The sequence below is a fragment of the Paenibacillus sp. NPDC057934 genome, from assembly GCF_042887565.1.
Lineage (GTDB): Bacteria > Bacillota > Bacilli > Paenibacillales > Paenibacillaceae > Paenibacillus_AQ.
Map to the genome: position 1 here is coordinate 244,401 of NZ_JBHVPB010000007.1, position 23,093 is coordinate 267,493.

At 48.4% G+C, this 23,093-nt stretch carries 22 protein-coding genes; 1 reads left to right on the forward strand and 21 read right to left on the reverse strand.

The features are described 5' to 3' along the window. Positions 1-295 precede the first annotated feature (295 nt). Positions 296-1,423 (reverse strand): AbrB family transcriptional regulator, encoded by a 1,128-nt coding sequence (locus tag ACFVRY_RS17835; RefSeq protein WP_387501610.1) that lies wholly within the window; start codon positions 1,421-1,423, stop codon positions 296-298. Further along, entirely contained in the window at positions 1,423-2,151 is a 729-nt protein-coding gene (locus ACFVRY_RS17840) for an MBL fold metallo-hydrolase (RefSeq protein ID WP_387501611.1), read from the reverse strand. Before ACFVRY_RS17840 ends, ACFVRY_RS17835 begins: the two co-directional genes overlap by 1 nt. 148 nt (positions 2,152-2,299) lie before the next feature. On the opposite strand from ACFVRY_RS17840, the gene ACFVRY_RS17845 reads away from it, so the two are divergent. Further along, positions 2,300-3,187 carry a TetR/AcrR family transcriptional regulator gene (locus ACFVRY_RS17845; RefSeq protein ID WP_387501612.1) on the forward strand — a complete coding sequence of 296 codons (888 nt, stop codon included), beginning with the start codon at positions 2,300-2,302 and terminating at the stop codon, positions 3,185-3,187. A gap of 83 nt (positions 3,188-3,270) precedes the next feature. Here the strand turns inward: ACFVRY_RS17845 and ACFVRY_RS17850 are convergent, their stop codons facing one another. From ACFVRY_RS17850 to ACFVRY_RS17940, 19 genes are all read right to left on the reverse strand, one after another. Next, positions 3,271-3,951, reverse strand: a complete 681-nt coding sequence (locus ACFVRY_RS17850; RefSeq protein WP_387501613.1) for a TetR/AcrR family transcriptional regulator — start codon at positions 3,949-3,951, stop codon at positions 3,271-3,273. 40 nt (positions 3,952-3,991) lie between these two features. Continuing rightward, positions 3,992-5,173: an FAD-dependent oxidoreductase gene (locus ACFVRY_RS17855; protein ID WP_387501615.1), complete on the reverse strand. Its 1,182-nt coding sequence runs from the start codon at positions 5,171-5,173 to the stop codon at positions 3,992-3,994. A 131-nt stretch (positions 5,174-5,304) separates the two neighbouring features. Next, a complete protein-coding gene (locus ACFVRY_RS17860) occupies positions 5,305-6,738 on the reverse strand; it encodes an MDR family MFS transporter (RefSeq protein ID WP_387501616.1) in 1,434 nt (477 codons plus the stop codon). Between the two features lie 286 nt (positions 6,739-7,024). Beyond that, positions 7,025-8,458 (reverse strand): aldehyde dehydrogenase family protein, encoded by a 1,434-nt coding sequence (locus ACFVRY_RS17865; RefSeq protein WP_387501617.1) that lies wholly within the window; start codon positions 8,456-8,458, stop codon positions 7,025-7,027. Positions 8,459-8,972: 514 nt separating this feature from the next. Continuing rightward, entirely contained in the window at positions 8,973-9,905 is a 933-nt protein-coding gene (locus ACFVRY_RS17870) for an ABC transporter substrate-binding protein (protein WP_387501619.1), read from the reverse strand. Between the two features lie 66 nt (positions 9,906-9,971). Next, a complete protein-coding gene (locus tag ACFVRY_RS17875; RefSeq protein WP_387501621.1) occupies positions 9,972-11,351 on the reverse strand; it encodes an LLM class flavin-dependent oxidoreductase in 1,380 nt (459 codons plus the stop codon). 204 nt (positions 11,352-11,555) lie between these two features. Further along, positions 11,556-12,266, reverse strand: a complete 711-nt coding sequence (gene pnuC, locus ACFVRY_RS17880) for a nicotinamide riboside transporter PnuC (protein WP_387501622.1) — start codon at positions 12,264-12,266, stop codon at positions 11,556-11,558. Between the two features lie 5 nt (positions 12,267-12,271). Then, the gene (locus tag ACFVRY_RS17885; protein ID WP_387501623.1) at positions 12,272-12,997 is read right to left on the reverse strand and encodes a nucleoside phosphorylase; all 726 of its coding nucleotides are present in this window, start codon (positions 12,995-12,997) and stop codon (positions 12,272-12,274) included. 4 nt (positions 12,998-13,001) lie between these two features. Continuing rightward, positions 13,002-13,670, reverse strand: coding sequence for a Crp/Fnr family transcriptional regulator (locus tag ACFVRY_RS17890; protein ID WP_387501624.1), 669 nt, complete (start codon positions 13,668-13,670; stop codon positions 13,002-13,004). 79 nt (positions 13,671-13,749) lie between these two features. Beyond that, the gene (locus tag ACFVRY_RS17895) at positions 13,750-13,983 is read right to left on the reverse strand and encodes a hypothetical protein (protein WP_387501625.1); all 234 of its coding nucleotides are present in this window, start codon (positions 13,981-13,983) and stop codon (positions 13,750-13,752) included. Next, entirely contained in the window at positions 13,961-14,905 is a 945-nt protein-coding gene (locus tag ACFVRY_RS17900; RefSeq protein ID WP_387501626.1) for an iron-hydroxamate ABC transporter substrate-binding protein, read from the reverse strand. The genes ACFVRY_RS17895 and ACFVRY_RS17900 overlap by 23 nt, the downstream gene beginning before the upstream one ends. Before the next feature lie 233 nt (positions 14,906-15,138). Beyond that, positions 15,139-16,668, reverse strand: coding sequence for an MDR family MFS transporter (locus tag ACFVRY_RS17905; RefSeq protein ID WP_387501627.1), 1,530 nt, complete (start codon positions 16,666-16,668; stop codon positions 15,139-15,141). Positions 16,669-16,701: 33 nt separating this feature from the next. Then, complete coding sequence (locus tag ACFVRY_RS17910) at positions 16,702-17,787, reverse strand: TetR/AcrR family transcriptional regulator (RefSeq protein ID WP_387501628.1); 1,086 nt, start codon at positions 17,785-17,787, stop codon at positions 16,702-16,704. Between the two features lie 36 nt (positions 17,788-17,823). Continuing rightward, entirely contained in the window at positions 17,824-18,333 is a 510-nt protein-coding gene (locus ACFVRY_RS17915) for an NADPH-dependent FMN reductase (RefSeq protein ID WP_387501629.1), read from the reverse strand. A 13-nt stretch (positions 18,334-18,346) separates the two neighbouring features. Then, positions 18,347-18,835 (reverse strand): flavin reductase family protein, encoded by a 489-nt coding sequence (locus ACFVRY_RS17920; RefSeq protein ID WP_387501630.1) that lies wholly within the window; start codon positions 18,833-18,835, stop codon positions 18,347-18,349. A 56-nt stretch (positions 18,836-18,891) separates the two neighbouring features. Beyond that, a complete protein-coding gene (locus ACFVRY_RS17925; protein ID WP_387501631.1) occupies positions 18,892-20,229 on the reverse strand; it encodes a zinc-binding metallopeptidase family protein in 1,338 nt (445 codons plus the stop codon). A gap of 2 nt (positions 20,230-20,231) precedes the next feature. Continuing rightward, positions 20,232-20,840, reverse strand: coding sequence for a cysteine hydrolase family protein (locus ACFVRY_RS17930; RefSeq protein ID WP_387501632.1), 609 nt, complete (start codon positions 20,838-20,840; stop codon positions 20,232-20,234). After that, positions 20,837-21,913, reverse strand: coding sequence for an LLM class flavin-dependent oxidoreductase (locus ACFVRY_RS17935; RefSeq protein WP_387501633.1), 1,077 nt, complete (start codon positions 21,911-21,913; stop codon positions 20,837-20,839). Before ACFVRY_RS17935 ends, ACFVRY_RS17930 begins: the two co-directional genes overlap by 4 nt. A gap of 28 nt (positions 21,914-21,941) precedes the next feature. Next, positions 21,942-23,084, reverse strand: coding sequence for an ABC transporter substrate-binding protein (locus ACFVRY_RS17940; protein WP_387501634.1), 1,143 nt, complete (start codon positions 23,082-23,084; stop codon positions 21,942-21,944). Positions 23,085-23,093: the final 9 nt, after the last annotated feature.

The following is a 23,093-nucleotide window of genomic DNA, read 5'->3' on the forward strand; positions in this document are numbered from 1 at the left end:
CACACCTCGAGTCACCTTTGAAGCACTTTTGAGCCCCCTAAGTAACCCTTTAGACATTCTTAAGACCTCTTGTGGCACGAGGCACCATGAAGGCAATCTTGAGGCAACTTGGGACCCCTTGAGGCCACCCTTTGCCTCACCATAGACTCACATATGAACCGCCGTGAGTTACCCTTAGGTCAACGTGAATCACACTCAAGTCACCATCGACCTCTCGACCCACTCTTCCTCCCCACACCTTCTCGCACCTTAGCCTCAATCCTGCTCGCCTTTCTTACTCATTCTCTTGTTCATTTTATATAGTAGCTTTTTTCCCCTTCAGCAGCGACCGGAAAGCCAGCTTCAGCACCGGCGGCACCGCAAAGAAGATAAACAACGTTCGGAAGAGCTGATAGCATGTAACTATCGACAGGTCGCCGTTCACTTCCTTAGCGATAAGGGCCATCTGGTCCATACCGCCTGGCGATAAGCCGAGAAACGCGGTGACCATTGTGATGTCATGCATTTGTGTCAGCAGGAAGCTAAGTCCCATCGAGACCCCAATCAGCAGCACTCCGCTCAATATTGCGAGCAAGACAATTTTTGTCTTGTTCTTTAGGCTCTCCAGATCCAACAGCAGCCCAATGTAGCCCCCGATCATCAGCTGTGAAAGACTGAGCACGATGGGGGGCAGTGCATGACCCTCATACCCGGTCAAATTAAGCAGGATCGTGCCAATCATTGGTCCAAGCAGAAAGGCTGTTGGCATCTTGATTTTCTTGGCGATGAACGCACTCCCTATGCATACTGCGGCAAAAACCAAGATATGCGGAAATAAAACAGCATATCCAGCAGATCCGCTCGCAGCAGCAGCTACGGCATTGTGGCTACCACTGACATGAAACAATGGACTGAAGATCAGCAGCGGTACACAGAAAATAATCATCATCAGCCGGGATACCTGCAAAAAGGTGACGACAGTGATATCAATGCCCTTCACTTCTTCAGCCAATGTAATCATCTGGCTGAGGCCTCCGGGAATGCTGCCCATAAGCACCGTTGGGAAAGGAATACCGGATAATTTCGAAATTAAATACGCGATGGCCCCGGCACATAACAACAGCAGCGCTGTGAACAGAATCATTGTGGGCAGCTGAAGTCCGATCTGCGTTAAGGTCGACAAGGTGAACGAGAGGCCCAAAGTATAGCCGATGATAATCATACCGGTATCGCGCACTTGACCAGGCCAGTAAAAGGAAATCCCTCTAAATAATCTGGAGCCGATAACGAGGAACACCATCGAGCCGAGTAGCCATGGAATTGGCATGTGGATCAGTTGAAAAACAAATCCGCCAAGGACGGCAATGGCACATGTCACCAGAAAACGGACCCACTTATTCTCCTTCCATAACGCATCCCGGGCTGAATGGCCGGTACCGTTCATTACAGGTTCTCCGTTATTTTATCGAGGGCCTGATGAACATCGCCTTTAAAAATGCCTCCATGGTAGCAAATTATAGTCTCGATTGGATAAGCCTTCAGCTTGCGTAGTGATTCCAGTGCCAATGGCATATCTGGCGTAACTGCCGGATTAGGACCGATCAACTTACCATCTTCAACGTTCAATGCATCACCGGCAATAAGCGTTTTGCTCGGCTCATGGTACAAACTGATATGTCCAGGCGTATGTCCTGGTGTATGGATTACGGTCAATCCGCCTCCGAATGGCAGCTTTTCCCCGTCTGCCAGTAAGGTGGTCACATTCTTTTCTTTTCCAGAAAAAGTAGCTTCAAATGCAGCAGCAAGATCTTGCGGAAGAGAGGCAATTAGCCCTTCTTTACGTTCTCCGCTGAATTTAATCATCGGCTTCAGTCCATCGATGTAAGGCTGGTCATCTCCATGAGTATACACTTCTATGCCTTCACCCTTGAACTGCGGCAAGCTGCCTACATGATCGACGTCCTGATGGGTTAAAATAATGGAATGAGGGGCCGCAGGGTCAATTCCCGCTTGGGTCAAAAGCTCCGTAATTTGGCCGTAAGAACCAGGCATACCGGTGTCCACCAATACATAAGATTGCTCGTCACGGATCGCCACCGGGTTAATGATAAAGTCATGCTCACCCATCTTAAGAGTAAGCACCAGCATTTCAATCTGATCGTTAATTTTCATGTTGCGCCAAAGCGAATGCTCTGGCTCACCTCCTTAGGAATAAATTCATAAAACTGACAAGTTCATTATATGACTTTCGGGTTTTGTCGTCAAATTCCTTTATTGACCACATGGAAGGGACATGTCAGAATGTGTAGGGGTGGTTAAGTTGGAACAATTCAAAAGACAACAAATTATTGAAACAGCAATGTGCATTTTTAGGGAAAACGGATATTTCGCTGCCTCCATGCAGGATATTGCAGAAGCTTGTAGCATGGCCAAGGCCAGCATCTATAAAGTGTTTCCATCTAAAGAAGATTTATTTACTGGCGTATTTGTCGAGGTACACAGAATTCTATTCGAAGAGGCCAGGCAGCTAGATCGGAGACTTTCGCTTGAGGGGCTTCCACCGAAGGAAGTGCTGCGTCTTAAGATCGAGCATCAGATGCAATATATGCTTGAAAATTATTTTTTCACCAGTGAGTTTAAAGAGCTCCCAATCACAAGCAATGACAACTTTGTAGTGGAGTGGCGAAAAAAACGCGCCTCATTGCTGATATTACATCAGGATTGCTTCTATGAAGCGTATGGTGAGCCGATTGTTCCTTATCTGGGGGATGTTGTGACCATCTTCCGCGGTATGATCAAAGAATATTTGTCGCATGCGGTCCAAGCTCTGATTGCTGTTCCCATGGCCGAATTAGCAGGCTTCTTCGTGGACCGGCTGGATATCATCATCGGGGACTTGATCGCCAGTAAGCCTGAACCTGTGCTTAAGACCTCAAGTGCTTTTTTCAATCAAATCAATCCAATGGATAACGACACCCGGCAGAACAACCTGGATGAATTTCTAAAGTTTTTTGCCGATAAGATCCACGAGCTGCCACAACCAGAGCATATTCGGATTGAATTACTGGAGGTCATCGAACTACTGAAGACGGAGTTAGGACAATCAAAGCCTAATGGTACCCTTCTGCGGGTATACACCAACTTTTTGGATTCTGTCAGCGAGTTAGCACCTTATATACGCCAGCTCAATCTCATGCTGAACCGTTAGACAATTTAACAAGGCAAATCATAAAGAAAAAGCAACCGAAATTAATCAGTTGCTTTTCCTTGTTTGAATATGATTACTTCCTCTTAATTCTTGTCCAGCTTAATTCCCTGTAACATCACTTCAAGTCCCCAATGGAACCGGTCCATGACGACCTCGCCTCCCGAGAATAATTCTTCAGTCAGACTGTGAATGAACGGAAAACGAACAGGGTCTGCTTTTTTAAAGGATTCTTTGATGGCAGGCATCTCCACAGTGCCATGTTTCCTCCAGGAATGCTTCTCGAAGGCTGTAGATGTGACGTATAACAGTAGCAGATCCACTCCCCAGGCTGCTGCCGCCGATTTGGCTCCACCTTCATGCAGCGCGGTAAGGAGGTATTCGACCAACTCAAGGTATTGGTCTCCCCGTGGCATCGTGGACAGTGAAATCTCAGAGAGACCTGGTTGCTCGATTAATAGCAGGAAATACGCAGTAAGAGCTCCGAACAATCTTTCCTTCCATGAACCCTTCTCGGAATCAGGCAGCACTAATTCACCAAGTCCGTAATCCAGAACATAAGAGCTTAAATCCTCCAGATTATTAACGTACACATACAATGAAGAAGGGCCTGTATCCAATGCTTTTGCTACTTTACGCATGCTCATCCCTGCCATCCCTTGCTCTTTGAGAAGTTCATAGGCGGTTTTAACGATGAGCTCACGGCTTAACGGCTCTTTGGCCGGACGGTCACGACGACTTACAATAATTCGATTAGAATTCTTCATAGTCTCTTTATAATATAGCATAGTCAGAAATTCAACATGTTTATTGACCTTCGAATTGCTCTTGGAAGGACTGGATTAATTCAGCCATCTTGGCAGCGGCATTATCAGAGAACGTAAGTTGCAGGCTGTAATCCGATTCCTGAGCCTTGACGGATGAGAATGCATACATTTTTTCCTCGTAATCCAAGATTGCCTTGGCATAATCATCACGATTCTGGGCAATAGCAAGTGCAAGCTCCAAGGCATCATACATCGCCATATTCACACCTTCACCCGCAAATGGCGACATGACATGGGCAGCATCCCCGATCAAGGTTACTCCAGGATTGTAATTCCACTTAAACCCGATAGGAAGCATATAGATCCGTCTGGTCAAAATAGCATCTTCAGCGTAACGGATATAATCTTTTAGCTGCTCATCCCAATCACTGAATAGCTCTAATAACCGCTCCTTAGCTTCTTTAGGCTGGTCGAACGGAATACCACTCGTCTCTAACCAGTCTCTTTCCACTCTAAGACTAGCGTACACCTTAATCCGTCCATCTCCGTTCAATTGACCAAGGATACCTTTATTGTCATCCAATGCAAACATTTTACCACGTTTATTAAACGCTGCTAATTCCGGGTGATTCTGGGCTGCGTTCAGGATGTTTAGTTCAATCATGGTCAGACCGGAGTACTCAACATCCGCATCTGTGAGCAATGGACGTACACGTGAGAAGGCTCCATCCGCACCAATCAAGAGGTCAACCGTATCCACAGTACCATTATCAAAATGAAGCTCGGTCATGCCGTTCTCTAACGAAACAGCCTTTACGAGTTTATAACCATATTTGATCGTACCCTGATCAAGATCTCGTAACAGCAAATCGCACAGCACGCCGCGGTCAATCTCGGGACGAGTCCCTGCTCCGCCTGATTCTGCATCTGAATCTTCATCGACATAAATTTTCGCGTTTTTATCAACTACCCGGAAATCTTCTTCCTCAAAGCGGGCAGTACGTTGGAACTCCTCCAACAGCCCAGCTTCTTTAAGTGCTCTTTGACCGGATTCTTCGTGAATATCAAGAGTACCGCCCCTTTCATGGCTAGTGTCATGAAGCTCCCGCTCATAAACAACGGACTGAATGCCTTGGCGCTGCAAGATTAGGGCAAGTGTCAAGCCCCCTGGGCCCGCTCCGATAATCCCAATCCGCTTTTGTTCATTAGATACTGTTGTCATTGTAATGCATCTCCTTCATGTAAGTTATATAAGACGAGATTAAGCTTTAAACAGCCAGCGAATACCGTTCTTAAAGAACGCTGTTCGTTAATAACAAAAAAATATTGTGTCCTCCTACATTCGCCAGCCTGTTAGCGTGCCTTTTTAGGAGGAGCCGACGATTTTTGAAGAAAGAACGTCAACACCAAAGCAATGAGCGCAAAGGATAATGTGATCCAAAACGTGTGACCAAATGCTTGTCCTAATTGTTCCAAAGTGTGCTGTGCCGGTAAGCTCCTGATTTGGTTAGACAGGTACGCGGCTGTGATTGTGATTCCGAAGGAAGACATAATCTGCTGCGCAGAAGTTGTAATAGGTGTAACACGGTTTACAAGTTCTATTGGAGCTGATTTAAGCACATGCGTATTCAGTTGCATCATGGTTAACCCTTGACCAAGACCTACAAAAGCAAAACTGCACATAATATAAAATGAACTAGTACTCGTACTAATATGCGTTAAGGCGAAAAGTGCACCCGCTAAAGAAAAAATACCAATGAAGGCAATCGGGCGTACTCCGTACCGGTCAAATAGCTTCCCGCCTATATTAATCCCGATCGTTGACATAATCGCTTGCGGGATCACGTACAATCCGGCTTCCAGAGGTGAAAGTCCCTTAGCCTGTTGCAAATAGAGGGTAAACAGCAGGATGCTCCCGAATAATGCCATTTGGTTCATCCAGGCCAGAATGATGCCATGCGTGAATGTCTTCGAGCGGAACACTCTTAACTCCAGAAGGGGATGCTTTTGTTTAAGCTCATTCCAAATGAATAGTAACAAGGTAACAACGCCCAGTCCCAACGTGCCCAATGTCCAATCATCGAGCCAACCCTTCTCCCCGGCTTGGTGCACACTGAACACTAACGAAGCAAAGGCAATCGGGGCTAAAATTGCACCCAAGATATCCAGCTTCATTTCTTTACCTGGCTTTGAAGCCGGTAAGTAACGCCATGCCATCCAGAAAGCAATGATTCCAACAGGCAGATTAATAAGGAATATCCAGTGCCAGTTAATAAATTCGATTAACCAGCCGGACAATATAGGTCCGAAAATCGGAGCGAGCAGCATAGGAATACCGAGGATCCCCATCACGGAACCGCGCTTATCTGGAGGCGATACCTTGAACACCATGGCAATACCGATTGGTGAGACCATTCCACCGCCTAGCGCTTGAAAGATGCGATAAATAATCAGCTGCTCTGGTGTTTGAGCCAGTGCACAAAGCATTGATGCAATAACAAATAATACAATGCTTGCAAGAAACATACGCTTAGGTGTGAAGCGATCCGAAAACCACCCTGCGAGCGGAATGACCGCCGAAAGCGCCAACGTGTACGCTGTTATCACCCATTGAATCGTACCGAGATTGGAATGAAAGGTGTCCACTAATTTGGGAACCGCTACATTCATGATTGTACTGTCCAAAATAATTAGAAACATTCCCGTTGCCACTGCAAGCAGAATCGGCAGGATCTTCTTCATTGAGAATTCGGATGGAGCACCTTGAGCTTGTGCTTGTGTGTTCAAAAGAAGAACCACCTCTTTTCTTTATCATAGTCATCATCAACTTGAAATTTCGCGTGCTTATTTAGAACCAATCGTAGTAGCGCACCGACCTCCTTTTGTTCTCGTTTATCTTGTTTACACATTATTTATACCATAACGAACAGTGTTCGTAAAGTACATAGTTCGTTAAATTTTAAAAAAATGATTTCAACCATGTTCACACCTCTTTCCTGAGGTGAAATAAAAAACCACAAGAAGACAATCCTTCTTGTGGTAGTACTATCAGCCAGCTTTCGTACCGACTAACTTATATAATCACTGCATCGTATCCCAAAATCGACTTAGGTTCCAAGTATTCCTCGATACCATAGGTACCATGATCTCTACCTATACCGGAATTTTTGAACCCGCCAAAAGGCGCTTTCGGCTCGTCATGCAAGCCATTGACGGAAACCCGGCCAGCTACAATCTGTTCAGCCACGTGATTGCCCCGCTCTTTGCTTCCAGAAAAGACGAAGGCTTGCAGACCGTATGCTGTATCGTTCGCGATGTCTATCGCTTCGTCTTCTGTCTTATAAGTAATAATGGACAGCACCGGACCAAATACTTCTTCCTGAGCAATTGTCATATCATTAGTTACATTAGAAAACACCGTTGGCTTCACGTAATATCCCGCTTCTAATCCTCCAGGACTGCCTACACCTCCAGCAACCACCTCAGCTCCGTCTTCGATCGCCTGATTAATATAATGTTGAACCCGATCATACTGCTTCTGGTTCACCATGGGTCCAATCACTGAAGCATCATTCCAGAGGTCCCCGACTTTTAGGGCGTCAATGGTAGCAGCCATCAGGGACTTTACCTCCTCCAAACGCGGCTCTGGAACAAGCACTCTTGTACCCGCCAGACATGCCTGGCCGCTGTTGATGAATCCGGCGCTTACTGCCAGAGGAATTGCTTTGGTAAAGTCAGCATCCTCTAAAATGACAGTTGGAGATTTGCCGCCAAGCTCAAGTGTGACCCGTTTAAGATTGGCAGCGGCAACTTCCGCAATCCGTTTCCCAATTTGAGTAGAACCTGTAAATGTTATGCCTGTGACATCTGGATTGCGGGTTAATTCCTCTCCTACTACTTCTCCCTTGCCATTAACGATATTGATAACACCTTGGGGGATGTTGGCGGCATGGATGGCTTCAATAAATATTTCCGTTTGTGCCGCACTGAACTCACTTGGCTTAACAACTATGGTACAGCCTGCTGCGAGTACTGGCGCTATCTTGTTCGCCATATGTGTTGCATTTGCATTCCATGGCGTGATGGCCCCAACGACACCGACGGGTTTCATATGAACTTTTGCCGAACCAGCCGTCCGTATAAATGAATAGGATTCAAGACTTTCCTTCGTATGCAAAAATGCATGTACAGCAATATGAGTCAACATTCTGGCCACGGAAATCGGAGCACCATACTCTTTAACGGTAGCTTCTGTTAATCGGTCGGACCGTTCTAGTAGGGACTTATGCAGCCTGAACAGAAATTCGGCCCGTTCCTCAACACTCGTCTTCGAAAATGTTTTGAATGCAGCTTTGGCTGCCGCAATGGCATTTCGAGTATCCCCAACATTCCCCAATACGACCTTGCCGGTGATTTGCCGATTCGCAGGGTTGATAAGCTCCATCTCTTCTGTACCTGATGGTGTAACATATTGCCCATTAATATAAATCTTATCGTACAAGTTCATTGTCATGCCTCCCATTTCGCAGTTTGTACAAACTTTAGAAAAGCAACCAGGATAACTTAAAGGCTCTCCTTACGTTCTGGTCCCGAGCCACAATTCATATTCTACAAGTTAAAGTTCACTTTAAGTCAAATCGAGGAGAGTATATAAGACAAACTCAATCTCCAAACGTAAGGCTGGGTCGTCATTACGATGGAATGTTTGGACTTCCGGTCGCTGTTGTGTCCAGATTTCCTCTTTTTAACCGCTTCTAGCGGTTGAAAAGAGGAAATCTGGCGAGCTTATGCTTTCGATGCGAGCTTTCCTACGGAAAGCTTTTAGGCGAGCGCTACGCTCCTACAGTTCCAAACTTCCCCCTTCGTTCCTCCTCGCTTTTCGTTAATTTCTTTTGTTTATCTTATATAGCAGTAAAATCAAAAAGCAGGGGGATCGCCCCCCTGCTTTTCAAGACATATCATATTTAGAACTGATTCCACGAGTTCAAAAGAGATTTTATAATACCATTACCGCAATGCCTTTACCCTTTTAACAAACCAATAGCAATCAGCCATTCCTTCGCTACCTCAATCGGAGCCCGTTGCTTATTTTCCACCTCACCATTGAGGCGTTGCATTTCTTTATCTGTGAGTTTTCCTGCCAGTGAATTCAGAACCTGCTCCAGCTCTGGATGCTTCTTCAACACTTCATCGCGGACAACCGGGATGGCAAAATACGGCACGTACACATGCTTATCATCATCTAGCACCGTAATCGGCCTCACCAGAACCTGCGCGGAGGTGGTTTGCACCATCGCTACATCGATCACTCCCTGGTCAATGGCCTGATATGCCAAGCCTCCTGCTATCGTTTTGATCTCCTTAAATTGAGGTTTGTAGTTCTCGACAACCGGCGGCCAGAGATCCGGACGGTTCATAAACTCTTCACTTGCTCCGAAGACCAGCTCTGAGGATTTCGCGGCAATATCCGATCCTGTCTTGAGACCCAGCTTCTCTGCGATCTCCTTGCGCACTCCGAATGCATAGGAGTTAGTGAAGCCTAATGGATCCAGCACTGTAATCTGATTTTTCTCCTTCAGCTCCTTCTTCACCTTCTCATAGACCACTTGCGGATCATATTCAGGTTTGTCTTTCAAAATATTAATGAGTGCCGTTCCTGTATACTCCACATAAGTGTCTACTTCATTCCCCTTTAAGGCTGTCCATAGCAGATTGTTATCGAGCTTCTTGACGATTGCCTTCAGGTCAGTCTTATCTTCAATAAGCAGCTTTAAGGCATTTGCCAAAATATCGGACTCCGCAAACCCTTTGGTGGCGATCTGAATCGTGTCCGAACCTGCGCCTCCTGCTTTGGAGCAACCTGAAATTCCAATCGTCAGCACTATTGCTGCAGTTATGGCTAGGAAAGCCCTCCTGCTCTTTCCCCACTGTTTAAAAAGTTGATTGTTCTTCATACTCCTATCCCCTCTCCATTGATCTTCCGTTTATGGATACAAGTCTTTCATTGTTACTACGCAGTGCTATGAATGAGCCAAATGATCTGCGCGGACAGAAACAAAACGGTTATCGGGACGCTTTAGTCCCAGATTGTCACGCAACGTCCCCCCTGTATATTCGATGCGGAACACTCCTCTGCGCTGCAGTTCGGGAACAACCAGATTCACGAAATCATCCAAGCCGCCAGGCAGGTGGGAGAACTGAACATTAAAACCATCCGCCGCTCCTTTCAGGAACCATTCCTCCAGGAAATCAGCGATCTGCTCCGGTGTCCCAGCCAGTCCGCGTCTGTTGGTCGAACGCTGGTACAGCTGACGAAGCGTCAGTTGTTCCTTGTCCATCATCTCAAGAATACGCTCCAGTGCACTCTTGCTCTGATTAAATTGACTGAGATCCGGCCGGAATGGCAACGGCTCATCCAGCGGATAGGACGAAATATCCTGTCCGAGATAATGGGAGAGCAGATCCAGACCAAGCTGCTCTGGCAGCAAACTTTCAATCGCAGCAAGCTTCTCCTTCGCCTCCTCTTCCGTCTGGCCGATAATCGGCATAATGCCTGGTATGATTTTTAATTCATCACGGCTTCTGCCATACTTGGCCATTCGCCCTTTAATATCTTCATAGAGCTGCTGACCAGCCAATAATCCCTCAGCATCGAAGGAGTGAATTGGAGCAAAGACGACCTCCGCCTTCTCTGCGGCCACCTCCTTGCCAGACTCCGAAGCGCCTGCCTGGGCTAGCACTGGATAACCTTGCGGGGGTCGTGTCACATTGAGTGGACCCTGCACTTGGAAATGGACTCCCTTGTGCTGGATATTATGCAGCTTATCCTTATCCGCGAAATACCCGCTCTCTTTGTCCAGAAGCAGGGCGTCATCTTCCCAGCTGTCCCACAGCCCTTGCGTCACATCCACGAATTCTACAGCTCGTTCGTAGCGTTTACTATGCTCCAGATGCTTATCGCGGCTGAAATTGCGCGCCTCCTCATCCGCCTGGGAGGTGACAATATTCCAGGCCGCCCGCCCATTACTAAGGTGATCGAGCGTCGCCAGCTTCCGGGCGATATGATACGGCTCATTGTAGGTGGTGGAGACTGTCGCAGCCAGCCCGATATGCTCCGTAACTACTGCCAGCGCCGAGAGCAAGGTGAACGGTTCTGGACGAATGCTGTTGGCATGACTGATACCCGTTTCGAAGCGATCCCACACATACAGCTCATCTGCGTAGAAGAACATGTCGAATTTACCACGTTCTGCGGTCTGAAGGATTTGTTTATAGTAGTTGAAATCAAGCAGTCCTTGCGCATTTACTTCAGGATGCCGCCAGCTGGAAATATGCCCTCCGGACGGAAAAAACATCATTGCTCCAAGTACCATTTGTTTTTGTCTTTTCTGCTCACTCATGTAATCATCCTCCCTCCAAATTTGCAAAAAAAGGAGGCCTCATGTCCCTTTCGGAACATAAGACCTCCATCTGTACGGTGGGTCCACATTATTAAAATACAATAAACGAAAATTACTAATTAATAATTTTAACTAATAATATTACTGGGAATGAGCGTTTGTCAATCATTTTATATAATTCTTATCGGAATTAAATGTTTTATCTCATTTCAGGTTTTGTTCGTACGATTTCCAGACTCTATTGGCATAAATACTGTTGAACAGCAATGCCGCTTGAAGCGCTACTTGGGATAAACATCCGCCTACAGTCCCAACATCGGTATGACCAGTCGCTACTTGATAGGTTAGGACAGACCAGTAAGCCAAATTAGCAATATTGACAATAATCCATAGTGACCAGTTTTCTTTGTATTTACAGATATATAATACCTGTGCAATAAATGAAATCACGAGATTAATACTATCGAAATACGGCAATTGACCGCCTGTTCTTGCTAGTACAAACCAGCCTACTGCCCAGGCAACAAATGCAGCGAGGAAAATGAGCCGTTTTGTTTTTGCGCTAATTGTATTTACGGCTTCATCATTTCCCCATAAGAACCACCCGATTGGCTGGGAGATCACATAGAAAATATTCATGACGAATGCGCCATAAGCGTGGCTTTGCCAAGCAATCATGGTCATGGCTATACATTGGACCAAGCCGAAGGCAAAGGTTAATTTTTTCCCCTTCATCCCAAATACTAGACAAATGACACCAGCCACACCACTAACCATCCCAATAATGGAATCAGGCGCAATTACGTACGCGACCACCTGTAAAAGGATCAGAACAATCGCATACGTCACCTCGAATTTCTTCCATCCGGTAAAGAATTGGTTATACAACCATGATTGTTGTTGTGTATTTTCCATGTCGCTCAATCCCCCTGCTCAGTTAGAATACTTAATGCCAATTGAATCGATGCTTGTTCGCCTTGTGCCACTGTATTCTCCCCTGAGACCAAATGATTGACCCCAGCAGACAGATCAGCACGGTATAACACAACATTATTTAAAATCGACAAGGCCTTCATTTTACGCAATGTGCCTAATACAAAGATAATACTGGTCTCCATATCACCGCCCAATACACCATACTGAGACCATTCTTGTTCTGTAGCCTCATTGCTCTCCATATAGAAACCATCATGTGCTCTGGTGATACCGAAATAGCCCTCAGGATAATGCTTTTTAGCTAGCTGTAACAAGTCTGGATCTGGAATGGCCGGATAAATGGGTGGAACATATTTACTGGATAGACCATCATCTCGAACAGTTCCTGTAGCAATAATTAATGACCCTAGCGGAATGTTCTTTTGCATCGCGCCGCAGCTTCCTACTCTGATGACCGTGGTAATCCCTATATTGTGCAGCTCCTCCATCGCGATGCCTGCAGATGGGGCCCCGATCCCTGTAGAAATAACTAATATCTCTTCGCCTTGATAACTGCCTTTGATCGATTTAAATTCTCTATTGTATGCCAGGGGTTGTACGTTATCCATCAGTGCGCCAACTTTATCTACTCTGGCCGGATCGCCAACCAAAATGGCTTTTTGTACGTTAATCGAGCTGTCCAGTTGAATGTGTGCTTGTGTGTCTGTCATATTCTTATCTCTTCCTTTCAGGGTCAATCCATAATTTCTCACGATCTACAATCTCTATCTCATCACCGCTTATGACAATACTCCCTTCCACTTCAAGCTGATTTAAGACACGATAGACGCTTCTATTGGTAGAGGAGACCGAATCTAAAATGACCTTCTTCTGGATCATCGCTGATTTCTGCCCATTGCTCTCTTCAAGAAGTGATGAAATGATTTGTGATCGCACACTGTCTAAGCTGTATTTTATCGTCCGATTGGTAAGCTTATACATTTGTTCGCATAGAGAAGCAATAACAATCTGATTGAAATTAGCATCCTTTGAGAGCCAATATAAAAATGCCTTATCAGGTATCTTTATTAAAGTCACTTCGCTAATACTCACTATTGATGCGCTAAATGGTTTCTGGATCATGGCTTCTTGTTCACCAATAAAATTACCGCAAGAATAGATATCAAGCGTTACCTGTTTAGCGCTTTCATTCATGACATAGACTTTAACGTTCCCGCTTACAACAATGTAGACGAAGGCATGCATCTCCCCTTGTGGTAAATAAAACTTGTTCTTCTTGAACGTCTGAATCTCCATTTCACGTAAAACTTCAAAGGGACAATCTTTTAAAATCGTATGCATTCTAGGATGATTGCAAGCGATTGCATCGATGTCTGTAAGCATCTTTTTCTAATCTCCTTGGGTTATATTTTCTCAAACACAAAGCATAAAAGCTACGACAAAGGGCTTGATATGAATGGATTTATATCTTATTTTTATGATGAATTGCGACATTTTTCAAACCTGAAAAAATCGGTTCCAGTATTGCCCAATAGTCAGTCCATTCCCCAAGCTTTCCCTGAACTTTTTGCTCCCATACAACTGCACCACTTGCTGTGAACAAATAAAAAAGCTGATCGGACGGCGTCCAATCAGCTTTTGAAACTTCATACTTACTAGTAATAGTTGAACGGTTACTGCAAAAATCCTTTTTCAAAAATGCTGAATAAATTCTCAAGTGTGATGGGATCACTATATGAGGAGGATTCCGTGTCAATCTCAATCACATGATGATTGGCAACAGCCGGGAGGTTCTTCCAGATTGGCGATTCCATGAAGGAATTATCGACCTTGGCATTTTTGCTCAGGACGATATAGTCTCCGGCATAATCACCCAGCACTTCATTAGATACGGCAAATAAACCTGGGCCGAGCGCATCCTTCTTCACTTTGTCCGGCATATTCAGCTGCATCATTTGATAGAGCAATTCCGTTCCCCGCGCGAAGTTATTACCAAAGACGTAGAAGCTCTTGTTGTCGCCTTCCAGCACGGACACGGTTCCATTCTCCCCGATTTTGGCTTTGATTTTGCGGCTCAGTTCTTGCGAACGCTCTGTGAAATCATCGATCCAGGCCTGCGCTTCCTTCTCCTTATTCAAGAGCTTCCCGACTTCCAGGTGCTGCTTCAAATAATCGTTTTTGCCCCACGTATAGACTACAGTCGGAGCAATCTTCTCGAACTTATCAATATTTTTGTTGTGTGCCGCTGCGAGAATCAGGTCCGGTTCAAGATCCAGAATACTCTCAACATTCTCATCGGACACCACGTTTACCCCTTGCAGCTTGTCTGCGAATAGAGAATTACCATAAGTCCATTCATCAACGCCAACAAGTGGTATGCCGAGCGACAGTACGTTAGATGCACTAGTTAGCGCGACAATGCGCTTGGGATGAGCAGGTACTTCTACCGGTCCACGCTCCGATTGATAGACGATTGTATCATTATTTCCCGCCTGATTGGAAGCTGCCGCTTCACTTGGGCTTGGGGAAGAGGAATCATTCATAGCCTTTTGAGCTCCACACCCGCTAATCATGACTACTAATAAAATAAGCAACGGAATAATACGTTTTCTATTCACTTTCAAATTTACGCCCCTTCTCTATTATGATATTGATTATCATTATTAATTTAGTCATAGAGAAGAAATATTGTCAATAAATTCTGCTTATTCACAAATCTAATAATTGCACTGAAAACGGACGCTGTCCAAGGCATATCGTACTTTTGCCGAGAACATCGTCCTATTTTTAATCAAATAATTTTCTGATATGTCACATCCACATGAACAACCACCAGGACTCACCAACGAGATTAGCCCACCGATACTATGTCTACTCGTGACTCCTCGGCGGTCGTGTCCGTGAAACGGCTGCGGCCCGTCCACCATGCTGCCACAAGACCGAGCGCAGCTGCGGCTGCCAGAAACCAGAAGCCTGCATGCACGGCTGCGGCCAGTGCTTCCTTCGTAGCGGCGGCACTTTGCCCATTCATACTGCTCCCCTCAAGCAACCGCTGAATCTGCTGATCGGCGCTTCCTTCACCCGCTGCTCCGGCGGGAAGCTCGCGGACAAGCCGCATGTTGATAACAGCCGCCATGACAGCCGTCCCAAACACACCTCCGACCGAGCGGAAGAAGCCTACAGATGAAGTCGCGACCCCTTTAATCCGCTCATCGGCACTGAAGGTGACAGCCATCTGTCCGACCGTCATCATGATGCCAACGCCAACACCGATCAGAATCATCAGGAAGCGGATATGCCATGGGCCGATATTCAGGCTGGCCGCAGTCATCCCAAGCAGCCCCCCGGCACTGATCAGCATAGCAACGAAGATGCAGACGCGCCAGCTCCACCATTTGATAAGCGAACCGCTGACTGCGGCCCCCACCATAACGGAAAACATGAACGGCGTTAAGACGCCTCCGGTGTCCGAGGCATCACCGCCCAGGCTACCTTGGACGAAAAGCGGAATGTATATGAGCGATCCGTACATTATCGCGCCCTGCAGGAAGGTCGCTGCCAGCGTCCCGCTAATGGCCCGGTTACGGAACATGGCTAGGGGTAAGATCGGCTCCGGCGAGACGACCTCAACCCGCAGGAATGCCACCAAGCAGCTTAACCCCAAGCCGAGCAAACCGGCCACCTGCCAGGACAGCCAGCCCTCGCCTTCGCCGCCGAGCTTGAGCCCCAGCAAGATGGAGAATGTGGATACGGCGAGCAGTAAGGCTCCACTCTTATCAACGCTCGGCTTGACATCCGACTTGGGCGTTACCGGCAACAGCCGGACCATAGCCACGAAAACCAGTATGCCGAGCGGTATGTTCATATAGAAATTGTAACGCCAGTCCAAGTGCTCCGTGATCCAGGCGCCGAGCGCCGGTCCACTTACGGAGGACACCGCGAATACGCCCATATATAGCGTCTGATAAATACCTGCACGTTCCTTTGGCATGTTCGTGAACACCAGCGTGTAGGTGACAGGGATGAGGAAGCCTGCACCCAAGCCCTGAACCGCCCGATAAAAGATCAGCTGCGGCATACTCTGAGCAATTCCGCACAGCGCTGATCCGAGTATGAAGACAACAAGACCTAACATATAAAACCGTTTGCGGCCATACAAATCCGACAGCTTGCCTGCGATCGGCATCATCATTGTAGAAGTCAGCATATAAATCGTAAACACCCAGGACATCAGTGGCAATCCATGCAGCTCCTTCACAATCGTGGGAAGAGCTGTCGAGACGATCGTCTGATCAAGTTGCGTCAAAAAGATGCTGACGAATAAGCCGGCCATCGTCCAGTTGAGTCTTGATTTGCCGGGCAGGGCAGCCTTCATCTGCATCGTCGTTCACTCCGTTTCGCTAATAAGTGGTCTCTACCCCCGCAGGCCAGCCCATTTGAGGCATCGCTTGGCATAATTCAGCGGGCTTATATCCGCTGTACGAGCTACAGCATAGGCGCCGATTCTATTGACGGCATCCTCTAATAGGCGCTGCAGTGCCTCGGATCCTGCACTCCCGCGCTCTATCCAGATACCGACGGTTACCTCTTCCACATTGGGGTTCTTCCCCAAATCCTCCAACCACGAGACGATATGCGGCGGCATTTCGCCATATTGAGTGGAAGCGAATACAAACATCAGCTTCTCCACCCGTCCTCCGTTCTTATTACGTTCCTCCTCCCACGCCAGCAACGGCTGACGAAGTGAATCCTGTAACCAGAGGCACATATCTGCGCACTCACTGCCCTCCTCAACTGAGGCAGAACCAACACTGTAAATGAGATCACTCTCGCGCCACTTGGGGCCTGCCTCCTTATTCCCTCCGCCGTATAGGGCAGGCACGACACCGTGCAGCGTCAGCCGGATCATCTGATCGGCTACCTGGTCCTGCAGTGACTCCAGATCGCCGTCTCCCCCTACGATTTCTCGCAAGTTATCTTCCGAACGGAAGTAAAATTGGTTCATCATGCCCCACAGCAGGAATAGCAACGCCTTCCTATTCATACCCGCGTCTAACGCACCTTCCTGTTGCCAATCGAGAATCATCTCTGTGTGCTTCAAGAAATCCTCATACCAGGTAGAGGAGGCATATTTAGTGAACAGATCACCCTCTTCCATCGCTTCCCAATGGAATATTCTGTACAGATTCGGAATCTGGCACTTAAGACGGAATTGTGCACGAATGTAGGTTGCCAGAAATTCCGGCGCGTTCATCCCGCTCCAGGATAGTTTATTAACGTGCTCCTCCCACTGTCGGAATAGACTGACGAGCACTGCCTCATATAGCTTCTCCTTCGATTCGAAGTAATAATGGATAAGCGCCTGATTAACTTCAGCCTTGACCGCGATCTCACTAATACGCGTTCCCGCAAAGCCACAAGCGGAAAAAACCTCCTCTGCAGCTATTAAAATGCGTTCCTGAACATTTATTTTGGTTTCTGCCGGACCTGGTCCAATCATTTCCTTTCCTCCTTTCCAATTTATTAAAGTATATCTTCAAACCCGGTCCAGCAGCCACTTATCGTTCTGTGACACCCATTCTTTCGCGATTGTCCCGAAGTCGTCCAACTGAGAGTCCATCACGTACAGACCCTTTGTCGGGCAGGAAGCCCCCAGTTCGATGAGCAGCGGCCTCAGGTGAAGCTCGACAGCCAGACTGTGATGCGGAGCCGCTCCCACGAGCAGAGGAATAGCTAACTTGCCAGCCAACGCCTCCGGCGGCAGCTGATCCGCAAACAGCTTCAGGAGCCCTGTATAGGTAGCCTTATATGTAGGGCTAGCGAATACAACTGCTTGTGCACGGGCAATACGCTCATTTAGTTCGGCTGCCGCAGGGTCCCCCCATGATAGAAGTGAGCCACCATGTGGCGCCAAATCGATCAATTCATAGGTCACATGAAGTGACGTATGCTCGGCATACTCAGCGATCGCTTCGGCAAGGCGAAGCGAGATTGTATAGGTCCTTGATAACGGTTTCGGATTACCGACAATGACCGCGATGTGCATATATGAATCCTCCCTAGACCTCCAGCGCCTGCAGCGCTCTGTACTTACCCTGGTAAAATAATAAGGGGCTCAATTGCGTTGCCGACTCGTATAGAAACTCACCTTGTCCAACCAGAATCAGATGGTCGCCTCCGTCCAGCGTATCCGCCAAACTGCACTCGACTGAAGCTAGGCAGCCGCCAAGTATGGGCAGACCCAGTTTGCCCTCACGATAGTCAATCTCTGCGAATTTGTCAGTCTCGCTCTTTCGTGCGAAGCACCGAGATAGGTCCTCCTGCGTATCGGCCAGGAAGTTGACCGTGAACTTCCGCGTTGCAAGCAGACTAACTAGTGTGCTGCTTCCCTTATCTAGGCAGATAATGAGCAGAGACGGTTCGAGCGACAGAGATGTGAATGCATTGGCAGTCATACCTATCGGCTGCCCCTCTTCATCGAGCGTTGTAATTACTGTAACTCCCGTGGCGAACTTCCCCATCATGCTTCTCCATGTAGTACCTTCCATACTCTATCCCTCCCAATCAATCGAAGCCAAATTACAATTGTTCACTGACATTCCGGCTATCTTCGGCTGTTGCATACCTGCCAGGCGGTTACGGCATAGACGACGGCAGCATCAACCATATCCTGCAGACTCGGTTGGAAACGGGTCGGACCATAAGTCGCCGACGGGATGTTGTACATGTTAAACACGTTATGATCCCGCCACATGCTGGAATAGACCGGGTGCGCGATCGGCGCCGCACCGCGTCCGCCTGCTTCACCCGCTGCGGCCAGCGCACTGCGCAGAGGATCGATCCGCGCTGCGTCTGCTTCAAAACCTTGGCGATAGACTATCGGCCGTACAGCGCCGTCATAACTGCCGCGCTTCAGTAACGCCTCCAGTTCGCGCTGCACATCAGCAACGGTCTGAGCAGGAGTTAGATTTACTTCAATGTAGATTGAACAGACTTCACTTCCTCCGCCAAAGATGTGAGGATCACCGCCACGAATGGCCGAGATCTGCACCTTCGGAACTGCCGTACCGCCCGGCGAGCGGTACGTTTGCCGGATTTCATAGTCTGCAGCCCATAGCTGCACATCCCCGATAAGCGGCGCAACACGTACAAGTGCACTCGGATGATCCTTCAATTCATTCGGATGCTGTAGCAGTGGCGTGAACACATCCTCACCATAGACATCGATGCGGAAGAACGCATGGCCGCAGCTTACCCAAGAGATGCCGAAGTCAGTACCCTCAGCTGCAATCGCGTAGTCCGGTGCAACACCACCATGTGTCATCATATAGTGCGCACCGATCTCCTTGCCGAGATACTGTGTACCCTTGAACTCCTCAACATGCTCGGGGCCGATTTCCGCCGGACAAGCGGTCAGATACAGATGCCCCGCCAGGGGTAGACCTGCTAATTTCAATGCTTTGGCTGCTATAAGAAAACATGCCATCGGCCCCCGATCGTTCTCCACCGGATGCCCGGAGAAGCGCCCCTCGACTAGTGAAGCCGTCGTCCAACCCGGATCATCGATTGTACCACCTGCGCGGTATTTCCACTGATCGCGCCAATTATACTGCGGCGCTTCCGTATCCAGATGGCTTGTGAACAGTAAATTCCTGCCAGCCTCCGGCGTTTCTCCACCGAGTCTGCCGACGACACTGAATCGATCCTCGACCATACCAACACGACTCGGAGCGAAGCCCTCCCGCTCCATCCAGGCGAATACATAGTCACCGGCTTCTTTCTCATAACCAGCCAGACTGCGGATGTTACATAGCTCCAGGATAAGTGAAGTCAGTTCATCAATGTCGATATGGCGCCGGATGAGCGCTGCTATCTCGTCGATTTTCCCTGCATTTGCTCCGGTTCCGTCTTCCCCACTCATGAGATTCCGTTGTTCCGCCATATTTATACCTCCTCGATATCTGCCCACTCTGCCAGCAGCGCCTCCGTGTCAATTAGCGTGGCGAAGTTCAATGCCATCACACGCAGCGAATAGAGATGAAGCTCTTCCTCGTATGCTGCACACGCATCACTTACGACAAACGCCTCGTAATCTCGCATGAATGCATCGCGCACAGTCGATTCCACACAACATTCGGTCGTGACACCTGTCGCGTACACGATACCGATCTCCTTCTTTTGTAGCACCTCATCCAGATTCGTTCCAACAAAGCCGCTATACCGCGTCTTCGAGACAACTGTATCGCCCGGTTCAGGGAAGAGGCGATAATAATCCGCCCCCGGTTCCCCTTTGCGACATACAGCCGCCGCCACCAACGGATCGATGCCCTGCCGCTCGTACCATCTCAGCATTGCGGGCGAGTCCAGCTCCGGCTCTGTTTCAAGCCGGATGAAGATAATATCTACTCCAGCGCGACGGGCTGCACCGATCAAACGATCAATCCTGTCCACCGTCCCATCGATTGTGGACAGATCCGCACCAAATGCCGTTACCGCACCGTCCGGTGCGCAGAAGTCACGCTGCACATCGATAATCAGCAGAGCCGCCTTCATTGTTCCCCCTTGCGCAACAGCGGCAGTACCTGCTCCCCGAAATAGCGGAGATCTTCGGTATAGTCCGAGAACGTCAGCATCATGCCGTCGATACCCGTATGTTCAATAATGTTACGAACTTGCGCAGCGAGTGTCTCTGCATTACCCACGAGCATTTCATTCATGAACACGTTCTTGGCACGTGCTTGCATTGCATTCTCGCGGCCATCCGGATCCATTCCGTAGCTGCGCAGCAGCCCTTTTATCGCCTCAATATCAGCACCATCTTGAAAGTGCTTCAGTTTGGCCTCCGCTTCCTCTTGCGTATTCGCCGGGAGCACACCGAACATCGAGTACGTCTTGATCGTCTTCCCGCGCTCCGCAGCCATCTCCTTGGCACGTTTGGACAAGGCTGCCAAATCGTCAAGGTCACGGCCGCCGATGAAGCAGGCATCGCCTTCCTCAATAGTGAAGCCCATACCTTTCTCAGATTGACCCGCACAGATGATCGGTGGACGGGGCGACTGCTGCAACGGCTTCGGATTAGACTCGCAGTCGATCAGTTCAAAGTACTCGCCCTTATGATTGACGCGCTCCTCTTTCCACAGCTTCTTCACGACCTGCATCCATTCACGGGCCAAGTCATAGCGGGCATCATGATCCAGATGCTCCGGCCATGTCCCCATCTGTCTGAATTCTCCCGCGTAAGAGCCAGACACAACATTCATGCCGACCCGTCCGCCGCTGATTTGATCGAGCGTCGCAAACATCTTGGCAGCGGCAGCCGGATGATAGAGCAGCGTGTGCACCGTAGCGAACACTTTGACCCGAGAGGTTGCCTCAGCCAGACCCGCCATCATCGTCATTGACTCAAGTGAAGTGCCCCAGTGATTTGTCGTACCGCCATATCCCCTCCACTTCGCCATCGACATAATGAAATCAAATCCGGTATCCTCTGCGATCACAGCGGCTGCGCGATTGAGTGAATAGCTGCCGTCTGGGCGTGGCTCAGAATCCGATATGATCCAACCTCCATTCGTGATAGGTAAAAAGACGCCGAAGTCCACATTGTTATAATCAATAGCTTTTGTCATATTCGTATCCTCCTGCAGCTAGTGTCTATTATTTGTTTGGCCAGATTAGATTAGCTCCGTCGTAGATGGAATTGAGATACTGGTTGTCCATAACATCTGTAACCGCTAGCGTCTTCGTCAGCACGCCTGCGTTCTTCAGCATGTCGATCTCATTCTGCCACTGTGTGTCCGTTTGCCATCCCACTCCGTGTTTCGGGTCTTGTGCATCCTTAACAATTTTGCTTTCAACAGTCCAGCGATTAGTCTCGGAGGCCAGATCGTACCCTGATTGTGAACGCTTCTTCAACATATCGAGTGCTTTTTCACTATTAGCTAGCGCCCAATCATGAGCTTTGGCAACGGCACGGAGAAAATCCGTAACTGTATCCGGATGCTCCTTGGCGAACTCGTCATTAGCTGCGATGACGCCAAACGATGTCTTAGCGCCGTAGTCGCCAGGATCAATCAGATTTACCTTCAGCCCCTTGCTCTCCATAATATGGGGTTCGTTAGACTTGTAGACAGTGAGCGCGTCGACCTTTCCGGAACTCAGAACGCTCGGGTCGTAACCGACCGAGACGCCTTTAACCGAAGTCGGATCAATCCCTTCATTTTTGAACATGGCTGTATAATTTGGCGGCAACGCCCCGTGGTACCCTATCGTTTTACCTACCAGATCCTGTGGTTTCGTGATGCCTGAGTCAGCCATGACCATCAGCGCACTGTTGCCTTTGGCGCCAAAGGTGGCAATCCCCTTAATACCAGCACCACTAGCGACAGACTGAATGACAAGACTAGGTGCGCCTGCGCTGGCGATCTGTATTTTATCCGCTGCAAGGAACTTCATCCCTTCGGAATCAAGACCACCCTGAATCTCAACGTCGAGGCCCAAATCCTTAAAGTATCCGAGCTCATCCGCAACAGCGACTTCCAGATCAGGCGGCGACGCCCCGAAGTAAAATCCCGTCATATACCTGATTTTCCCCGCCTTCTCGTTGGACGCCTTGCGTGCTGCCCAATCCGATCCCGCCGAAGCAGGTGCCGACGCGATTGCGGTAGGTGATGCTGCTGCCGAAGAAGAGGAGCTGCTGGAATTGCCAGAATTGCTTCCACAGCCCGCCAATACCATCGCGAACAGCGTTAGCAGTGCACCTGCCGAACTCACCGTTGAAAAGACCTTATTCTTTGCCATATTCCAGAC

Coding starts and splice junctions, on each gene's coding strand:
- ACFVRY_RS17835 (WP_387501610.1), bottom strand. CDS start 1,423: ATGAACGGTACCGGCCATTCAGCCCGGGATGCGTTATGGAAGGAGAAT.
- ACFVRY_RS17840 (WP_387501611.1), bottom strand. CDS start 2,151: ATGAAAATTAACGATCAGATTGAAATGCTGGTGCTTACTCTTAAGATG.
- ACFVRY_RS17850 (WP_387501613.1), bottom strand. CDS start 3,951: ATGAAGAATTCTAATCGAATTATTGTAAGTCGTCGTGACCGTCCGGCC.
- ACFVRY_RS17855 (WP_387501615.1), bottom strand. CDS start 5,173: ATGACAACAGTATCTAATGAACAAAAGCGGATTGGGATTATCGGAGCG.
- ACFVRY_RS17865 (WP_387501617.1), bottom strand. CDS start 8,458: ATGAACTTGTACGATAAGATTTATATTAATGGGCAATATGTTACACCA.
- ACFVRY_RS17870 (WP_387501619.1), bottom strand. CDS start 9,905: ATGAAGAACAATCAACTTTTTAAACAGTGGGGAAAGAGCAGGAGGGCT.
- ACFVRY_RS17875 (WP_387501621.1), bottom strand. CDS start 11,351: ATGAGTGAGCAGAAAAGACAAAAACAAATGGTACTTGGAGCAATGATG.
- pnuC (WP_387501622.1), bottom strand. CDS start 12,266: ATGGAAAATACACAACAACAATCATGGTTGTATAACCAATTCTTTACC.
- ACFVRY_RS17885 (WP_387501623.1), bottom strand. CDS start 12,997: ATGACAGACACACAAGCACACATTCAACTGGACAGCTCGATTAACGTA.
- ACFVRY_RS17890 (WP_387501624.1), bottom strand. CDS start 13,670: ATGCTTACAGACATCGATGCAATCGCTTGCAATCATCCTAGAATGCAT.
- ACFVRY_RS17905 (WP_387501627.1), bottom strand. CDS start 16,668: ATGCAGATGAAGGCTGCCCTGCCCGGCAAATCAAGACTCAACTGGACG.
- ACFVRY_RS17910 (WP_387501628.1), bottom strand. CDS start 17,787: ATGATTGGACCAGGTCCGGCAGAAACCAAAATAAATGTTCAGGAACGC.
- ACFVRY_RS17915 (WP_387501629.1), bottom strand. CDS start 18,333: ATGCACATCGCGGTCATTGTCGGTAATCCGAAACCGTTATCAAGGACC.
- ACFVRY_RS17920 (WP_387501630.1), bottom strand. CDS start 18,835: ATGGAAGGTACTACATGGAGAAGCATGATGGGGAAGTTCGCCACGGGA.
- ACFVRY_RS17925 (WP_387501631.1), bottom strand. CDS start 20,229: ATGGCGGAACAACGGAATCTCATGAGTGGGGAAGACGGAACCGGAGCA.
- ACFVRY_RS17930 (WP_387501632.1), bottom strand. CDS start 20,840: ATGAAGGCGGCTCTGCTGATTATCGATGTGCAGCGTGACTTCTGCGCA.
- ACFVRY_RS17935 (WP_387501633.1), bottom strand. CDS start 21,913: ATGACAAAAGCTATTGATTATAACAATGTGGACTTCGGCGTCTTTTTA.
- ACFVRY_RS17940 (WP_387501634.1), bottom strand. CDS start 23,084: ATGGCAAAGAATAAGGTCTTTTCAACGGTGAGTTCGGCAGGTGCACTG.